This window comes from Actinomycetospora sp. ABD4_176, from assembly GCF_056311855.1.
This window is the reverse complement of the sequence record NZ_CM149974.1, coordinates 2,610,230-2,624,330: the sequence shown is the minus strand read 5'-3', so window position 1 is coordinate 2,624,330 and position 14,101 is coordinate 2,610,230. Positions and strand designations below refer to the sequence as shown.

Sequence of the window (14,101 nt, the reverse complement as noted above, 5' to 3'; positions counted from 1 at the left end):
GCCTCCGCGCGGATGGTGGCAGATCGTGCGTCGCGCGTTCACCGAGAGCAGCGCCGACAACGTGAGCATGCTCGCGGGCGGCGTCGCGTTCTTCGGGTTCCTGGCGATCATCCCGGCCCTCATCGCCCTCGTGTCGCTCTACGGCCTCGTGGCCGACCCGGCGCAGGTCGCCGCCACCATCGAGAGCCTGTCGCAGGCGCTGCCGGCCAGCGCCCAGACCCTCGTCAGCGACCAGATCGGCGCGGTCGTCGGCGCCGGGACCGGCAGCCTGACCACCGGTCTCGTCGTCTCGATCCTCGCCGCGCTGTTCAGCGCCTCGAGCGGGACGCAGAACCTCATGGCCGCGATCAACATCGCCTACGACGAGACCGAGGGCCGCGGCGCGGTGAAGCTGCGCGCGATCGCCCTCGCCCTCACCCTCGGCGCGATCGTGTTCGTCGTCGTCGCGGTCGCCCTCGTGGCCGTGGCGCCGGTGCTGCTCGACGCCCTCGGCACGGCGGGGCGCGTCCTCGCGCAGGTCGTGCGCTGGGGCCTGCTGGTCGCGCTCGTCGTCGTGGGCCTCGCCGTGGCCTACCGGATCGCGCCCGACCGCGACGCGCCCCGCTTCCGCTGGGTGACGCCCGGCTCGCTCTTCGCGACCCTGCTGTGGGTCGTCGGTAGCGTCGCCTTCAGCTTCTACGTCGACAACTTCGGCAGCTACAACAAGACCTACGGCACCCTCGCCGGCATCGTCGTGTTCCTGCTGTGGCTCTACCTGACCGCGTACATCGTGCTGCTCGGCGCGGAGATCAACTCCGAGGCGGAGTACCAGACCGAGCGGGACACGACCACGGGCGCGCCGCGGCCGATGGGCACGCGGGGCGCGGCGAAGGCCGACGACGCGGTGGACGCCTGACGGCCGTCACCGCCGCTCACCCCCGGTGATCGTGGTGAGCACCGCGGTGCGCGCGGTCCACCAGCCCCGGCTGACCCACCACCCGGCGCCGACGGTGCGCCACAGCAGACCGGCGAGCAGGCGGGGCACGTGGCGTGCCGGAACGGGGCGGCGCGCGACGAGCCGGGTCACGACGCCCGCGCCGGCAGCACGCAGAACTCGTTGCCCTCGGGGTCGGCGAGCACGATCCAGGGGTGGTCCAGCGCCTCGTCGAGCACCCGCGCCCCGAGGCCCACGAGCCGCTCGACCTCGGCGCGCTGGTCGCCGGGCGCGGTGACGTCGAGGTGCAGCCGGTTCTTGCCCGGCGTCGGCGCCGCGACGGCCTGGAAGAGCAGCACGACGTCGTCGACGAGGCCGACCTCGACGTAGGCGGTGCCGTGGGCGTCGTGCCACCGGCGCACGACCGACGACCCGAGCACCCCGCACCAGAACCACGCGAGCACCTCGGGGTCACGGGCGTCGACGGCCACGGCGATCGGCTGGGCACGGCGAGGTGTCATGGCGCGGCCAGGCTAGCCGGGTCCGGTCGGGGCGCGGCGCCCGGCGGGCCCCGTCGACGGGCAGCGTCACGTGCGGCGCGCTGGCGCGGTCGTCGGCTCGGTGACGGTCCGTAATACCCCGTCCGTGGTCGACGAGACACCGGCGACCAGGTGATCCGTCGGGGGAGACCAGTGATGAGCCAGCCGTACCCGCCGCCGTACCGGCCCGAGCAGCCCTTCGGGCAGCAGCCGTACGGGCAACAGCCCTTCGCCCCACAGGGCCAGCCGGCCTACGGCCACTCCGGGTACCCGGCGCCGTCGCAGAGCGGGCCGTACGGGCCGTCCGGGTACTACGGGCCCCCGCCCTTCGTGCCGCAGCCGACGAACGGGCTCGCCACGGGCGGCTTCGTGGTCGCGCTCGTCGGCGCGGTGCTGGCGCTCGTGCCCTTCGTCGGGATCGTCGCGTGGGTGATCAGCCCGATCGGGCTGGTCCTGTCGATCGTCGGCCAGTCGGTCGCGATCCGCCGCGGCGGCGTCGGACGCGGGCTCGCGAACGCCGGGATCGTGCTCGGCGCGGTCGGCGTGCTCATCTGCGTGCTCTGGGTGTCCGCCCTCTCCTCCGCCAGCAGCACCTCGTCCACCGACGACACGACCACACCGACGTACTCGGCGCCCTCCTCGGCGAACGGCCAGGAGCCTGCCGCGGAGCCCGCCGTCCCGGCGGGCAGCTTCGGCCAGGGCACCTACACCGTCGGCGCCGAGATCGCCCCCGGCCGCTACCGCACCGCCGGCGCGCCCGCCGGCAGCCTCTTCCGTTACTGCTCGGCCTCGCGGCAAACCGCCGACGGCACCCCGATCGGCAGCGAGAGCACCGACGGGGGCCCCGCCTTCATCACCGTCCGTCCGGCCGACGGCCTCGTCGAGTTCAGCGGTGACTGCGTCTGGTCGCCCGCGTGATCCCCATCAGCGTCGACGGAACCACGGGTAGCCCGCCGCGGCCTCCGCCGCCAGCCGCGCCAGGTAGTCGCCGACCCCGTCGACCCCTGCCGGACCGGTCCCGACCGCCTCGAGCGTCGTGCACCCCGCCGCGTCGAGGTCGCGGACCGCGCGGGCGATCCACGCGGCCTGGTGCTCGCGGACCGTCGTCATCACCGCGTGCCGTGACGTGGGCGCGGGTGGGGCGGCGGTGGTGAGGAGGTTCGGGAACCCCGGCGTCGCGAGCCCCAGGAGCGAGGCCGACTCGCCGAGCGCGCGCCCGCCCCGGCCGCGCACGTCGATCCCGCCCAGCGCGGGCGGGCCGGCGTCGGGTTCCTCGGCCAGCACGAGGACGTCGAGCGCGTGGACGGTCCCGGAGGCGAGCACGACCCCCTCGGGGCGCACCGCCGCGACCGGGTCCCGGCGCAGGTCGACGACGTCGACGTCCGGGCGCGCGCACGCCTCGAGCCAGCCGTCGTCGAGGGCGACCGGGCCGGTCGCGACGCCGTGGTCGGCGGGCACGAGCGCGTCGACGAGCTCGGGGTCGACGATCTGGGGGTCGCCGAGGCGGGCGACCATCGCGGCGCGGACCACGGCGGTCACCTCCGCGTCCACCGCGGGGTCGGTGCCCAGCCCGGTGAGGCCGTCGAGCCACAGGCGCCGCGAGCCGTCGCGCAGCAGGTCCTCGAGCAGCGCTCGCCGCGCGGCCGGGTCGAGGTCGGCGAAGCGGTGCCGGGGCTCGTACCGGTCGCCGGTCGCGGTGGACGCCACGGCCGTGCGCAGCTCGGCGAACCGCGCGCGGTAGGCGTCCCGCTCGCTCCAGCCGTAGACCGGGTTCGACCGCGCCACCACCCACACCGGCGCGCTCGAGAACACGGTCAGGTGGGCGGTGTCGCGGGCGACCCACGGCACGAGCTGCACGCCCGCCGTGCCCGGACCGACGACGCCGACCCGCCGGCCGGCGAGGTCGTGGCGTCCCTCCGGCCAGTCCGAGGTGCGCAGGACGGCGCCGGCGAAGTCGTCGGTGACGAGGTCGGTGGTGAGGTCCGCGGCCGGACCCGGGAGCAGGCCGGTGCACGCGACGACGAACCGCGTATCGATGGTCTCGCCGCGGTCGGTGCGCACGCTCCAGCGCCCGCGCGCCTCGTCGAGGTGGGCGCTCACGATCCGGGTGCGCAGCGCCAGGTCGCGGCGCAGGTCGAGCCGGTCGGCGACGAAGCGCAGCCAGCGCTGCACCTCGTAGCCGGCCGGGTGGCGCTCGCTCCACCCCCAGTCGCGGTAGAGCTCCGCGGAGAAGGAGTACTGGTAGACGGGGCCCTCGGTATCGAGGTGCGAGCCGGGGTGGCCGTGCCACCACCAGACGCCCCCGACGTCCCCGGCCGCGTCGTAGGCCCGCACGCGCAGGCCCTGCGCGCGCAGCAGGTGCAGCGCGGCGAGCCCGCCGACGCCTGCCCCGATCACGAGGGCGTCGAGCTCCCGGTCGGCCATGCCTCTCCTCAGCGCCCTTCCTCGAGCGCGCGCGTCGATCAGGGATTCTGCGCGTGCGGGAGCTGGTCGTCGATCGACGCCGTCGTGTCCACCGGCAGGTGCGGCACGGGCGGCGGGGTGTCCGGGCGCATGCGGGCGACGAAGGCGTCGAACGCGGCGAGCTTCCCCGCGTCGTGCGCGCGGCCGCGGGCCTCGAGGCGCCGCCACAGCGTCGGCGGGTCGCACGACACCCAGATCAGGTGCACGGGCTCGCCGCCGAGCTCCTCGACCCAGGCCCGCCACCGCGCGGGGTCCCGGATCTGGCCGGTGAACGGCGCGCACAGCACCGCCGGGCACCCCCGTGCGCGGACCTCCCGGGCCACCGCGGTCATGCCCGCGTACTCGTGGGCCTTGACGTGCTCGTCGTACCAGGGACCCTCGCGCTCGTCGTCCGGGCGCCCCGCGGCCGCGAGCGTCGCCGCGACGAAGTCGCCGTACATCGTGTCCTTGTCGAGCAGGGCCGGGGGCGGCGTGAGCAGCGCGATCAGCCGGTCGGCGACCGTGCTCTTGCCCGCTCCCGGGGCGCCCGCGACGACGTACACCTCGGCCAGCACCGGCACACCGTCGCACGAGGCGACGCGCAGGGTCCGGCTGCGCCAGGATCGACCCCGACACGACGTCCCTCCACCCGCCCGGGGGGCGGTGGCCGGGACGTCGGAGCTCGCCGGCGAGTGCCGCACCGGGGCGGACGCCAACACCGACCCCGACGGCGCGATCGACGCCGCCCAGCGCATCGGCGACGACGACATCCAGGGGCGTCTCGGCGGCGGCACCGTCGACCCGGACTCGTTCACCCACGGCACGTCCGCGCAGCGCAAGAAGTGGCTGACCACCGGCTACACCACCGGCGACCCCACCCGCTACGACACCTTCCGCTCCAACGACCTGGGCTGATCCTCCCCGGCGCTCGCCCGAGCGCGAGCACGGTCGTTGCCCGGTGCGCCGTCGCTCGTTCTCCGGGGTGATGGCGGGCACGCTGCGCGCCGGCGCGGGGGGAGTGGTCGGCGATGGGGCACCACAGGAAGACCCGGACCGGCAGGCGCCGCGAGGCGGACCCCGCCCCCCACGGCTCGCGCGCGTCGCACCGCGCCGACGCTGGGCTCCGTCCCGACCCGGCTCTCGAGCCCACGCCGGCGCCCCGCGCAGGCGGGGTGAGCGGCCGCGACCTCGCCCAGCTCGCCGACGCCGCCCGCGCGGCGCGGCGCACTGGGTGGCCGTTCGGGGCGGAGGTGCTCGCGACCGTCGACACCCGGGGCGTACCGGCCTCTCCCACGCCTCTGCCCCCGCGCGACGGCCGTCCCCGCCGCTACGCGACGCACCAGCCGACCGCGCCGCTGGCGGTCCTCGATCCGGGCACCGCTCCCGGGACGGGTCGGACCACCACCTGAGCGGGTGGTGCCTCCGGGCCCCAGCCGCTGTGACGATGGTCGGGTGACCACCGAGGAGCCGCCGGTGCGGGCCGAGGCGGGCCCGACGGCGCCGGCGTCCGCACACGGCGGCCCGCCGCCATGGGTGCTGCGGCTGCTGAGCCTGACGACCTACGTCGGCATCGTCGGTTTCGTCGTTGCCGAGGTGGTGCAGCTCGCCCAGCACGGCACCGCGGGCCTGCTCCCGGCGACACTGGCCAACGCGCTGGCGTGGATTGTCGGCGTCAACGCGCTCATGATCGGCTCCGGGCACCTCCTCATGCCCGACCCGATCGCCGACGCCATCGGGTGGCCGCGCGGGAGCCCGTTCCAGTGGGAGGTCGGGCTCGCGGGCGTGCTGATCGGCGTGCTCGGCGTGCTGGCACCCGGCTTCGACCGGGGCTTCCAGCTCGCGACCGTCATCGCCTTCTCGATCTTCTACCTCGGCGCGGCCGTCGGGCACGTGGTGCAGCGGCTGCGTGCGGGCAACACGTCGCCGGGCAACACCGGGTTCATCTTCTGGTTCGACGTCGTCGCGCCGCTGGTCGTCATCGGCCTCTACGTCGCGACCTGATCCCCCGCGTCAGGAGCCGGCGGATCGTCGAGGAAGTCGGCGGTGGGGACGAACCAGAGGTTGCCGGTGATCGCGGTGGAGAAGTCGAGGATGCGGTCGTGGTGGCCCTCGGGGGTCCCGACGAACATGTTCTGCAGCATCTGCTCGATCACCGCGGGCTCGCGGGTGTAGCCGACGAAGTACGTCCCGAACTCACCGGTGCCGACGTGCCCGAACGGCATGTTGAACCGCAGGATCTGCGCCTCGGTGCCGTGCTCGTCGGTGATGACGTTGAGGGCGACGTGGGAGTTCGGGGGCTTGCGGTCGTCGGGGAGCTCGACGTCCTGGAGCTTCGTGCGCCCGATCGCGCGTTCCTGCTCCTCGGTCGACAGCGCGTCCCAGCCGTCGAGGTCGTGGAGGTACTTCTGCGTGACGGCGTAGCTCCCGCCCGCGAAGCGCGGGTCCTCGTCGCCGACGAGCACCGCGGCGCGGGCGGCGCCGCCCTCGGGGTTCTCGGTGCCGTCGACGAAGCCGAGCAGGTCGCGCTCGTCGAAGAACCGGAACCCGTGCACCTCGTCGACGACCCGCGCGTGCCCGCGCAGGCGCTGGGTGATCAGGTGCGCGAGCTCGAAGCACATGTCGAGCCGGTGCGCCCGCAGGTGCACGAGCAGGTCGCCGGGCGTCGCCGGGGCGTGGTGGGCGCCGTGCAGCTCGCGGAAAGGGTGCAGGCCCCGCGGCCGCGGCCCGCCGAACAGCCGCCCCCACACCGCGGCGCCGACGCCGACGACGCAGGTCAGCTCGCCCTCGGGCATACGGAACCCGACCGAGCGCCGCAGGCCGGCGACGTCGCCGAGCACGTCGCGCACGCCGTCCTCGCCGCCGGGCTCGACGACGAGCGTGAGGAAGATCGACGCCTCGGTGAGCGGCGTCAGGACGGCTTGGGGCTCGGGCGAGCTCATGGGTGAACCCATGGGCCTCACCCTGCCCGAGAGCCGGCGGCGAGCCCAGATCGTCGCGCGGCTTCGCGGGGAGGCCCCGTCCGTCGGGGTGGGTCGCTACCGTGCCGGTATGAGCGCCGCGTCCGAGCCCGTGGTGGCCTCGCCGATCCCGGCCCTGCCGTGTGACGCGACGCCCGCCGCCATCAGGGACGGGCTCGTCGAGAGGGAGCGGGTCCAGTTCGAGGACGCGTACCGCGCCGCCCTGGCCCGCGCAGCCGAGTCGCTCGACCTCGGCGAGGTGCTCGACGTGTTGCGGAACTACCACCGCATCGCGGGGATGACCGCGCAGCAGGGGCGCGACGCCCACGAGCGGATGCTCGAGAAGGCCGACGCGATCCTCGCGGCCGGTGGCGACCCCGAGGGCGTGCCGCTCGCGGAGGTTCGCGACCGGATCCGCAGCCGCCTCGGCGAGTAGATGTACCGGGTCGTCCTGGACACATCGGTCCCCGACCAGCTCGACGCGTTGCCGGACGAGGCCATCCGGGTCCTCGCCGACGTGTTCACCGTCCTCGAACAGGCGCCCGAGACCGGCCGCCCGTACAACGACGACAACCCCGGAGGTCCGATGCGGCAGGTCGTGTTCGGCACCGACGGGCGAGGCTCTGTGACCTACCTCGTGCTGGACCGCGACCGCGAGGTCCATGTCCTGGTGGTCCAGTGGGTGGCCTGACCCCGCGCCAGGTCGCCCAGCGGGCCGTCAGGTGCGCAAGGAAGGACCCTGGTCGCCGACGGTGACCCCCGGCGGGCTCCGCCGCCAGCAGCGCCAGGCAGTGCGGCACGTCGTGGGCCGGCCCGGCGAGGACGGGGAGGTCGCCGGGGTAGGAGGCGAGCGCGCGGTGCAGCTCGGCGAGGGGGGCCGGCGAGGTCGCGCTCGGTGACCTCGACGCCGGCGGCCCTCACGTGCCGCCAGAACGTGGTCGTCAGCCCGTCGCGCACCTGCGGGCCCGGCGGCAGCTCGTCGCTGAGCGGGACGACGGCCGCCCCCACCGACTGCAGGTGTCGGACGACCTCGACCTCTCGCCCCCGCCATGCCGTGCCCGGACGCAGTGCGCGGTAGAAGGTCGGCACGCGGGCCACCACCTGGCTCGGGCGCAGGTGGACCACGGCGCTGTAGCCGTCGGCGAGGACGACCGGGTCGTCGCACCGGACGCCGTGGCGCCCGCGATCGTGCGGTCGGTGAGGTCCACAACGGCGATCATGCCGTGGCCCGCGTCAGCTCCCGGCCGTGGCCTCGAGCGCGTCGCGCAGGATGTCGAGCCCGAGGTGCAGGTCGTCGTCGCTGATCGTCAGCGGCGGCGCCATGCGGATGACGCCGCCGAGCCCGGGCAGCTGGACGATGTTGACGTGCAGGCCGCGGCGCAGGCACTCGGCGGTGAGCTCGTGGTTGAGCGCGAGGTTCGGCGTCCGGCTGGCCTTGTCCGCGACGAGCTCGACGCCCTGGAGCAGCCCGCGCCCGCGGACGTCGCCGACCTGCTCGTGGCGGTCGCGCAGCTCCCCGAGCCGCGCGCTCATGACCTCGCCCAGCCCGCGGGCGCGCTCGGCGAGCCCGTCGCGCGTCACGACCCGCAGCACGGTGTGCGCGACCGACGCGGCGAGCGGGTCGGAGACGTGGGTCGTGTAGAAGAGGAAGCCGCGCTCGTGGCAGAGCTGCTCGATCTCCGGCGACGTGACGACGGCGGCCACGGGCAGCCCCGCTCCGAGCGTCTTCGACAGCGTCAGCAGGTCGGGGGCGACGCCGTCGCGCTCGAAGGCGTACATCGTGCCGGTCCGCCCGACGCCGGTCTGGGCCTCGTCGAGGACGAGCAGCATGCCGCGCTCGTCGCACTTCGCCCGCAGCCGCGCGAGGTAGCCGGGCGGGAGCTCGATGATGCCGCCCGACGACAGGATCGGTTCGACGAGGCAGGCGGCGAGGCTGCCCGCGGACTGCCGGTCGACGAGCTCGAAGCCGAAGTCCAGCTCGGCCTCCCAGTCGTGGCGGCCGTCGGCGTGGCGGAAGGGGGAGCGGTAGGCGTCGGGCGTCGGCAGCGCGAGGTTGCCGGGCACCGGCGGGCCGTAGCCGCGGCGCCCCGCCGAGAAGGTCGCGGCGCCGGCGCCGTGGGTCATGCCGTGCCACGAGCGGTCGAACGACACGACCTCGTACCGGCCCGTCGCGAGCTTGGCCATCTTCAGCGCGGCCTCGTTGGACTCCGCGCCGGTGCTGACGAGCAGCACCTTCGACAGCGGCTCCGGCAGCGTGTCGGCGAGGGCCGCGGCGAGGTCGAGCAGCGGCGGGCTGAGCATCCCGCTGTGCAGGTGGTCCAGCGTCGCGACCGCCTGCGTGACCGTCTCGACCACCTCGGGGTGGCTGTGCCCCAGCACGGAGCTCATCTGCCCGGAGGTGAAGTCGAGGAGCTCGGTGCCGTCGACGGTCACCACCCGCGAGCCGTGGGCCCGCGCGACGAGATCCGGCGCGAACGGGACGCCGTAGCGGACGAGGTGCTCGGTGCGGTCGGACACGCCCCGAGGGTGGGGCGCAGATTGTCCTAGGTCAAGAGGTGCGCGTCGGGAGGACCCGGTCCCGGACCTCGCCGACCATGCGGATCGAGCCCTCGTCGAGAACGTTGCCGAACTCGATGACCTCGGTGCCCGGCGAGGCGCCCGCGGCGAGCCCGGGGTCCTCGCTGGGGACGACGAGCACGGCGAGATCGGCCGGGACGTCCCCGTCGTGCGGCACGACGACGACGTCGGCGAGCCCCGCGGTGCGGAACCAGTCGCGGACCTGCTCGGCCTGGTGCGGCGTCGAGTAGCGCACGCCGATGCGCGCCCCGGCCGGCAGGTCGGCGACCCGCGCCAGCGTGCGGACGTGCGGCGCCACCACCACGGCGACGATCTCGACGTCGCGCCGCGCGTGGTGCGCCCACCGGCGGACCTCGGTGAGGTGGAAGAACGTCGTGACGACGAGGTCGCCGTCGGCGACCGTCGTGTCGACCTCGTCGATAAGGCTCGCGCGGACCTCGGTGTGTAGGCGGTCGCCGAGCTCCTTCGCGAAGGCCTGCGCGCGCTCGTGGTTGCACTCGACGAACACGGTCGAGATCTCGGTCGCGGCCCGCTGCGCGAGGACGAAGGCGAGGTCACGGACCTGGTCGGGAGACATCCCCGAGCGCAGCGCGTCGCGCACCCCCTCGACGAGGGTGCCGGGCGGGGCCAGGGCGGGCGCCGTGCGCGCGGCCGGGGCCGTCACCGCCGTCCCGCCGCCGGCCCGGGTCTCGACGACGCCGAGCTCGCGCAACGTCGCGTAGGCCCGGGACACGGTGTTGCGGTTGACCCCGAGGCTGTCGGCGAGCCGGCGCACGGTCGGCAGGCGCTCCCCGGCGGGCAGGCCGCCGTCCTCGACCAGCGCGCGGATCTGCTCCACGATCTGCCGGTACACGGGCGTGCCCGACGTCGTGTCGAGGTCCAGGTCGGGCACGACGTCAGCGTGCCATCGGCCGGGGGCGAGTTCGAGCGCGCGCCTGCTCAGCGGCGCGGGGGTCTCCTGCGGTCGCGCCCCCATCCCGGGCGTCCTCGATCTCAGGTGGGCACGCGGGGGCGTCCGCCGGGTCGGGGTCTTCGGTCGGTGTCGACGTACCAGGGTGGGGTGAACCAGGGTCGGCCGTCGATCATCTCGATCTGCCAGTGCCCGTGGTGGATGAGTTGGTGGTGGTAGCGGCAGAGCAGGCACATGTTGTGCAGGGCGGTGTCGCCGTGGTCGACCCACGAGCGGAGGTGGTGGGCGTGGCAGCGGCGGGGTCGGCGGGTGCAGCCGGGGAAGGCGCAGCCGCGGTCGCGCTGGTTCAGGGCGTCGGGGGCGGTGCGTTGGGTGCGGCCGACGTCGAGGGGTTCGGAGCGGGTGCCGAGGATCATGGGGATGATCTCGGCGTCGCAGGCCCAGCGGCGCACGGTGGCGGGGTCGACGTGGTGTCCGGAGTCGAGGGTGCCGTAGCCGCCGCGCTGGTCGAGGGCGGCACGGAGCCAGCGGTGGTCGATGGTGATCGTGAGCAGGGCCCGGCCGGGCCGCTCGGTCCAGCCACCCGACACCGGGGCGGGGTGGGGGCGGCGCGGCGCGGGGATCAGCGCGAGCGAAGGCTGGCTCTCGGCGTCCTCGGGCTCGGTGTCGGTGACCGGCTCGTCCTCGGGTGCGGGCGGGTTGGGGTCGGTCTCGTGGCGGGTGTCGGTGGCCAGGCCGCGGGGGCCGCGTGCGTCCTGGATGAGGTCCTTGAACGCGTCGGCGTTGCGCTTGACCAGGCCGCGCTCGTCGTCGGCGCCCGCGGGGGCGGCCAGCACCCCGAACACCTCGATGACCATCTCGGCGTCGAGGGGGTCACCGAGGCGGCCCTTGAACACCAGTGATCCGTCCGGGCGGCGGTGCAGCCGTAGTTCGTCGTACTCGTCGGCGCCGTCGCGGGGGGCGGCGCCGTCGGGGTCGTAGAGATCGACGAACTTCTTGGCCAGCACCCGCAGCATCCGCGGCGGCAGCTCGCGTGCCTTGTCGGCCAGCACCGCCTCCACCCCGGACCACTCCTCGGGTGGCGGCGGGGCCATCAGGGCGTCGAGCCGGCGCATCGTCTCGCGGATGATCTTCACGTGGGCCGGGTCGATCGCGCCGGCGGCCAGGGCGTCGGCGGTGGCGGGCAGGCGGGCGGGCAGCGGTTGGCCCTGCATCGTGGAGCGGGGGCACAGGTCGGCGGCCTCGGCCACGAGGCGTGTCGCGTCGGCGCGGTCGAGGTTGTCGCGGTCGGCGAGCAGCGCCTCGGTCGATCGGTAGCCGGTGGCCACCGCCGTCCCGAGCTCGGCGAGGGCCGCGATGGCCTGCAGGCGGCGGTGGTAGCCAGAGCGCTGGGCGACGACGTCCGCGCGGGCGCGCGCGAGCGCCTCCCGCTCGGCCGCACCCACTCCTTCGCTCATGTGTTCGAACCTAGCCGAGGCCCCCGACAACGACGCCGGAGATCCTGAGACCGCCCTCAGGAAGCCAGTGCCTCGTGCGATGAGTCCCTGCTCCGGGGCCCGTCCACCTCTCGACGCATCCGCGAGGAAGGGACCCTCATGACCGTGACCGACCCGGCCGACACCCCGACCCTGCTCGCCACCACCCGCACCGAGCGGGCCGCGCTGGCCGACGATCTCGCCGGCCTCACCGCCGCGCAGTGGGCGACGCCGTCGCTCTGCGACCGCTGGTCGGTGGAGGACACTGTCGCCCACCTCACCGCCGCGGCCAGCATCGGGCCGTGGCGGTGGCTGCGCAGCGTGCTGGGCGCGCGCTTCGACTTCGACCTCCACAACGACCGGCGCCTCGCCGAGCACCGCGGCGCGACGCCGGCCGAGACCCTCGCGCGGTTCCGGGCGGTCGTCGACAGCACGACGTCGACGTGGGGCCCGAAGGCGGCGTGGCTCGGCGAGGTCGTCGTGCACGGCGAGGACGTCCGCAGGCCCCTCGGGCTCGGGCGCACGCCGCCGGTCACGACGACGACACCGGTCGCGGACTTCTTCGCCTCCCGCGACTTCACGGTCAGCGGGGGGACGGTGTCCGCGGGCCTGCACCTGCGCGCCACCGACGGCCCGTTCGAGGCCGGGGAGGGACCGGACGTCACCGGCCCGACCCTCGCGCTCGTCATGGTCATGGCCGGGCGTGCGGCGCACCTCGACGACCTCGACGGCCCCGGGGTGACGACGCTGCGGGAGCGCCTCGGCTAGGGCGACGCCCCGAGACCGTCAGCCGTCGTCGTCATCGTCGTCGGCGTCGGTGTCGCCGGGCTCCTCCTGGCCGGGGGCGGGCTGCTCGACCTGGCCGCCCGGCGCGGGCTGCTGCACCTGGCCGGGCGGCGCCGGCGCGCCGGGAACCGGTGCGGGCTCTCCGGGCTCGACCTGGCTGGACTCGGCGGCACCCTCGCCGTCGTCGTCGCCCTCGGCCTCCTGCTGCGGGAACTGGAACACCAGCACCAGGCCGATGATCGCGGCGAGGACCGCGAGACCGGCTCCGACTCGATCCTTGGTCACGTCGTCACCTTTCCGGTGGGTCGCAGGTCAGTCGTCGACCGGGACCTCGCCGAAGACCAGCAGGCTCACGACGAAGTAGGCGACGTAGAGGACGAGCAGGACGATCCCGTGCCAGCGGCGCAGGCGTCCCGTGGCGAGGAAGATCGCTGCGAGCACGGTGAACACCAGCAGCACCGGCATGTGCCAGGCGAGCGTGTCGTCGTCGACGAGGATCGCGCCGCCGATGAGCAGGATGATCCCGAGCTTGCCGGTCACCGAGAACACGACGCTGCCGATGACGTTGGCGATGCCGATCTCCGGCGCGCCGCGGCGGGACGGCTCGACCGACAGCAGAATGTCCTCGAGCGTGAGGGCCAGCGTGGCGATGGTGACGCCGAAGACGGTGCCCTCGATCTCGAAGTTCTCGAGGATGCCCTCGGTGCCCTGGCCGGCGATGAGCGCGCCGACGACCAGCCCGATCAGCGCGATCAGCGCGAGCACGATGGTGCCCGCCGGCGAGGTCTGCCGGGCCTTGAGGAAGCCCTGGTCGACGTGCAGGTCGGGCGGGAGGTTGAAGCCGCCGCCGCCCTTGCCGTTCGGGCCGTCGGAGCCGTCGGGGCCGGCACCGGTGCCCGTCGTGCTGCCGGTGTCGCCGTCGCCCGGGCCCTCGCGGGTCAGGGTGGCCGTGCCGCCCCCACCGGAGCCGACGCCCGCCTTCTCGAGCTGCTCGTAGAGCTCGGCGTTGCGGAACACCGGACGGCGCGCGGTGTACTCGCGGTAGGCGATCCAACCGACGAACGCGACGAAGAGCAGCAGCAGGACGACCCCGATGCCCACCGACAGCGCCCCGGTCAGTGCCAGCGCGTACATGACGACGGGCGCGGCGACGAACAGCGCGAGGTAGCTCTTCGGCACGTCGACCGGGCACGGCGCCACGATCGCCATGAGCGCGAGCACGATGCCGGTCATCGCGATCGTCGTGCCGATGACCGTGCCGAGCGCGACCTCGCTGAGGTCCTCGAGGTTCAGCGCGATCCCGAACGCGAGGTCGTCGAACTCGATGCCGGTGAAGACGACGGCGATGAGGAACAGCGAGACCGTCCAGCGGCTGGCGACGCCGACCAGGTAGCCGATCAGTTTCTCGGCGCTGTACACGAGCACCGCGATGCCCAGGACGAACTCGATGATGGGTATCGCGGCCATGCGTCAGCTCCTCGAGTACGCCGATGTCGACAGAG

Annotated in this window: 17 protein-coding genes and 1 pseudogene; 8 read left to right on the top strand and 10 right to left on the bottom strand. The window is 74.6% G+C overall.

The features are described from left to right. Positions 1-25: 25 nt before the first annotated feature. Positions 26-895: a YihY/virulence factor BrkB family protein gene (locus tag ACYX4T_RS12690; protein ID WP_476014848.1), complete on the top strand. Its 870-nt coding sequence runs from the start codon at positions 26-28 to the stop codon at positions 893-895. 6 nt (positions 896-901) lie between these two features. Here ACYX4T_RS12690 and ACYX4T_RS12685 read toward each other — a convergent pair whose 3' ends face one another. After that, positions 902-1,066 carry a hypothetical protein gene (locus ACYX4T_RS12685; protein ID WP_476014847.1) on the bottom strand — a complete coding sequence of 55 codons (165 nt, stop codon included), beginning with the start codon at positions 1,064-1,066 and terminating at the stop codon, positions 902-904. Next, positions 1,063-1,434 (bottom strand): VOC family protein, encoded by a 372-nt coding sequence (locus ACYX4T_RS12680; protein ID WP_476014846.1) that lies wholly within the window; start codon positions 1,432-1,434, stop codon positions 1,063-1,065. Before ACYX4T_RS12680 ends, ACYX4T_RS12685 begins: the two co-directional genes overlap by 4 nt. Positions 1,435-1,608: 174 nt before the next feature. Between ACYX4T_RS12680 and ACYX4T_RS12675 the strand changes: the two genes are divergently transcribed. Continuing rightward, positions 1,609-2,370 (top strand): DUF4190 domain-containing protein, encoded by a 762-nt coding sequence (locus ACYX4T_RS12675; RefSeq protein WP_476014845.1) that lies wholly within the window; start codon positions 1,609-1,611, stop codon positions 2,368-2,370. A 6-nt stretch (positions 2,371-2,376) separates the two neighbouring features. Here the strand turns inward: ACYX4T_RS12675 and ACYX4T_RS12670 are convergent, their stop codons facing one another. Together ACYX4T_RS12670 and ACYX4T_RS12665 are read right to left on the bottom strand one after the other, a co-directional pair. Next, the gene (locus ACYX4T_RS12670; protein ID WP_476014844.1) at positions 2,377-3,876 is read right to left on the bottom strand and encodes a flavin-containing monooxygenase; all 1,500 of its coding nucleotides are present in this window, start codon (positions 3,874-3,876) and stop codon (positions 2,377-2,379) included. Positions 3,877-3,914: 38 nt separating this feature from the next. Further along, a complete protein-coding gene (locus tag ACYX4T_RS12665; RefSeq protein WP_476014843.1) occupies positions 3,915-4,469 on the bottom strand; it encodes a P-loop nucleotide/nucleoside kinase family protein in 555 nt (184 codons plus the stop codon). Between the two features lie 145 nt (positions 4,470-4,614). Here ACYX4T_RS12665 and ACYX4T_RS12660 point away from each other — a divergent pair. From ACYX4T_RS12660 to ACYX4T_RS12650, 3 genes and pseudogenes are all read left to right on the top strand, one after another. Continuing rightward, positions 4,615-4,809 (top strand): annotated as a pseudogene (locus ACYX4T_RS12660) (neutral zinc metallopeptidase); the annotation flags it as partial. A 257-nt stretch (positions 4,810-5,066) separates the two neighbouring features. After that, entirely contained in the window at positions 5,067-5,303 is a 237-nt protein-coding gene (locus tag ACYX4T_RS12655; protein ID WP_476014842.1) for a hypothetical protein, read from the top strand. A 43-nt stretch (positions 5,304-5,346) separates the two neighbouring features. Continuing rightward, positions 5,347-5,895 (top strand): DUF6790 family protein, encoded by a 549-nt coding sequence (locus tag ACYX4T_RS12650; protein WP_476014841.1) that lies wholly within the window; start codon positions 5,347-5,349, stop codon positions 5,893-5,895. Here ACYX4T_RS12650 and ACYX4T_RS12645 read toward each other — a convergent pair. Then, entirely contained in the window at positions 5,880-6,833 is a 954-nt protein-coding gene (locus ACYX4T_RS12645; protein WP_476014840.1) for a Dyp-type peroxidase, read from the bottom strand. The genes ACYX4T_RS12650 and ACYX4T_RS12645 overlap by 16 nt on opposite strands. Before the next feature lie 109 nt (positions 6,834-6,942). Between ACYX4T_RS12645 and ACYX4T_RS12640 the strand changes: the two genes are divergently transcribed. Both ACYX4T_RS12640 and ACYX4T_RS12635 read left to right on the top strand, forming a co-directional pair. Further along, positions 6,943-7,287 (top strand): DUF6247 family protein, encoded by a 345-nt coding sequence (locus ACYX4T_RS12640; RefSeq protein ID WP_476014839.1) that lies wholly within the window; start codon positions 6,943-6,945, stop codon positions 7,285-7,287. Beyond that, a complete protein-coding gene (locus ACYX4T_RS12635; protein ID WP_476014838.1) occupies positions 7,288-7,542 on the top strand; it encodes a hypothetical protein in 255 nt (84 codons plus the stop codon). 542 nt (positions 7,543-8,084) lie between these two features. Here ACYX4T_RS12635 and ACYX4T_RS12630 read toward each other — a convergent pair. From ACYX4T_RS12630 to ACYX4T_RS12620, 3 genes are all read right to left on the bottom strand, one after another. Beyond that, the gene (locus ACYX4T_RS12630; RefSeq protein ID WP_476014837.1) at positions 8,085-9,368 is read right to left on the bottom strand and encodes an aspartate aminotransferase family protein; all 1,284 of its coding nucleotides are present in this window, start codon (positions 9,366-9,368) and stop codon (positions 8,085-8,087) included. A gap of 31 nt (positions 9,369-9,399) precedes the next feature. Then, positions 9,400-10,320, bottom strand: coding sequence for a GntR family transcriptional regulator (locus ACYX4T_RS12625; protein WP_476014836.1), 921 nt, complete (start codon positions 10,318-10,320; stop codon positions 9,400-9,402). 101 nt (positions 10,321-10,421) lie between these two features. Next, a complete protein-coding gene (locus ACYX4T_RS12620) occupies positions 10,422-11,795 on the bottom strand; it encodes an HNH endonuclease signature motif containing protein (RefSeq protein WP_476014835.1) in 1,374 nt (457 codons plus the stop codon). Positions 11,796-11,939: 144 nt separating this feature from the next. Between ACYX4T_RS12620 and ACYX4T_RS12615 the strand changes: the two genes are divergently transcribed. Then, positions 11,940-12,581, top strand: coding sequence for a maleylpyruvate isomerase family mycothiol-dependent enzyme (locus tag ACYX4T_RS12615; protein ID WP_476014834.1), 642 nt, complete (start codon positions 11,940-11,942; stop codon positions 12,579-12,581). Positions 12,582-12,599: 18 nt separating this feature from the next. On the opposite strand, the gene ACYX4T_RS12610 is transcribed toward ACYX4T_RS12615, so the two are convergent. Together ACYX4T_RS12610 and ACYX4T_RS12605 are read right to left on the bottom strand one after the other, a co-directional pair. Further along, the gene (locus ACYX4T_RS12610) at positions 12,600-12,884 is read right to left on the bottom strand and encodes a hypothetical protein (protein WP_476014833.1); all 285 of its coding nucleotides are present in this window, start codon (positions 12,882-12,884) and stop codon (positions 12,600-12,602) included. Between the two features lie 27 nt (positions 12,885-12,911). Then, positions 12,912-14,066 carry a sodium:calcium antiporter gene (locus ACYX4T_RS12605; RefSeq protein WP_476014832.1) on the bottom strand — a complete coding sequence of 385 codons (1,155 nt, stop codon included), beginning with the start codon at positions 14,064-14,066 and terminating at the stop codon, positions 12,912-12,914. Between the last annotated feature and the right edge of the window lie 35 nt (positions 14,067-14,101).

Bases quoted from the DNA above. Each gene is read 5' to 3' on its own strand.
- ACYX4T_RS12635 (WP_476014838.1), top strand. From the start codon at position 7,288: ATGTACCGGGTCGTCCTGGACACATCGGTCCCCGACCAGCTCGACGCG.
- ACYX4T_RS12640 (WP_476014839.1), top strand. From the start codon at position 6,943: ATGAGCGCCGCGTCCGAGCCCGTGGTGGCCTCGCCGATCCCGGCCCTG.
- ACYX4T_RS12605 (WP_476014832.1), bottom strand. From the start codon at position 14,066: ATGGCCGCGATACCCATCATCGAGTTCGTCCTGGGCATCGCGGTGCTC.
- ACYX4T_RS12675 (WP_476014845.1), top strand. From the start codon at position 1,609: ATGAGCCAGCCGTACCCGCCGCCGTACCGGCCCGAGCAGCCCTTCGGG.
- ACYX4T_RS12670 (WP_476014844.1), bottom strand. From the start codon at position 3,876: ATGGCCGACCGGGAGCTCGACGCCCTCGTGATCGGGGCAGGCGTCGGC.
- ACYX4T_RS12645 (WP_476014840.1), bottom strand. From the start codon at position 6,833: ATGAGCTCGCCCGAGCCCCAAGCCGTCCTGACGCCGCTCACCGAGGCG.
- ACYX4T_RS12620 (WP_476014835.1), bottom strand. From the start codon at position 11,795: ATGAGCGAAGGAGTGGGTGCGGCCGAGCGGGAGGCGCTCGCGCGCGCC.
- ACYX4T_RS12680 (WP_476014846.1), bottom strand. From the start codon at position 1,434: ATGACACCTCGCCGTGCCCAGCCGATCGCCGTGGCCGTCGACGCCCGT.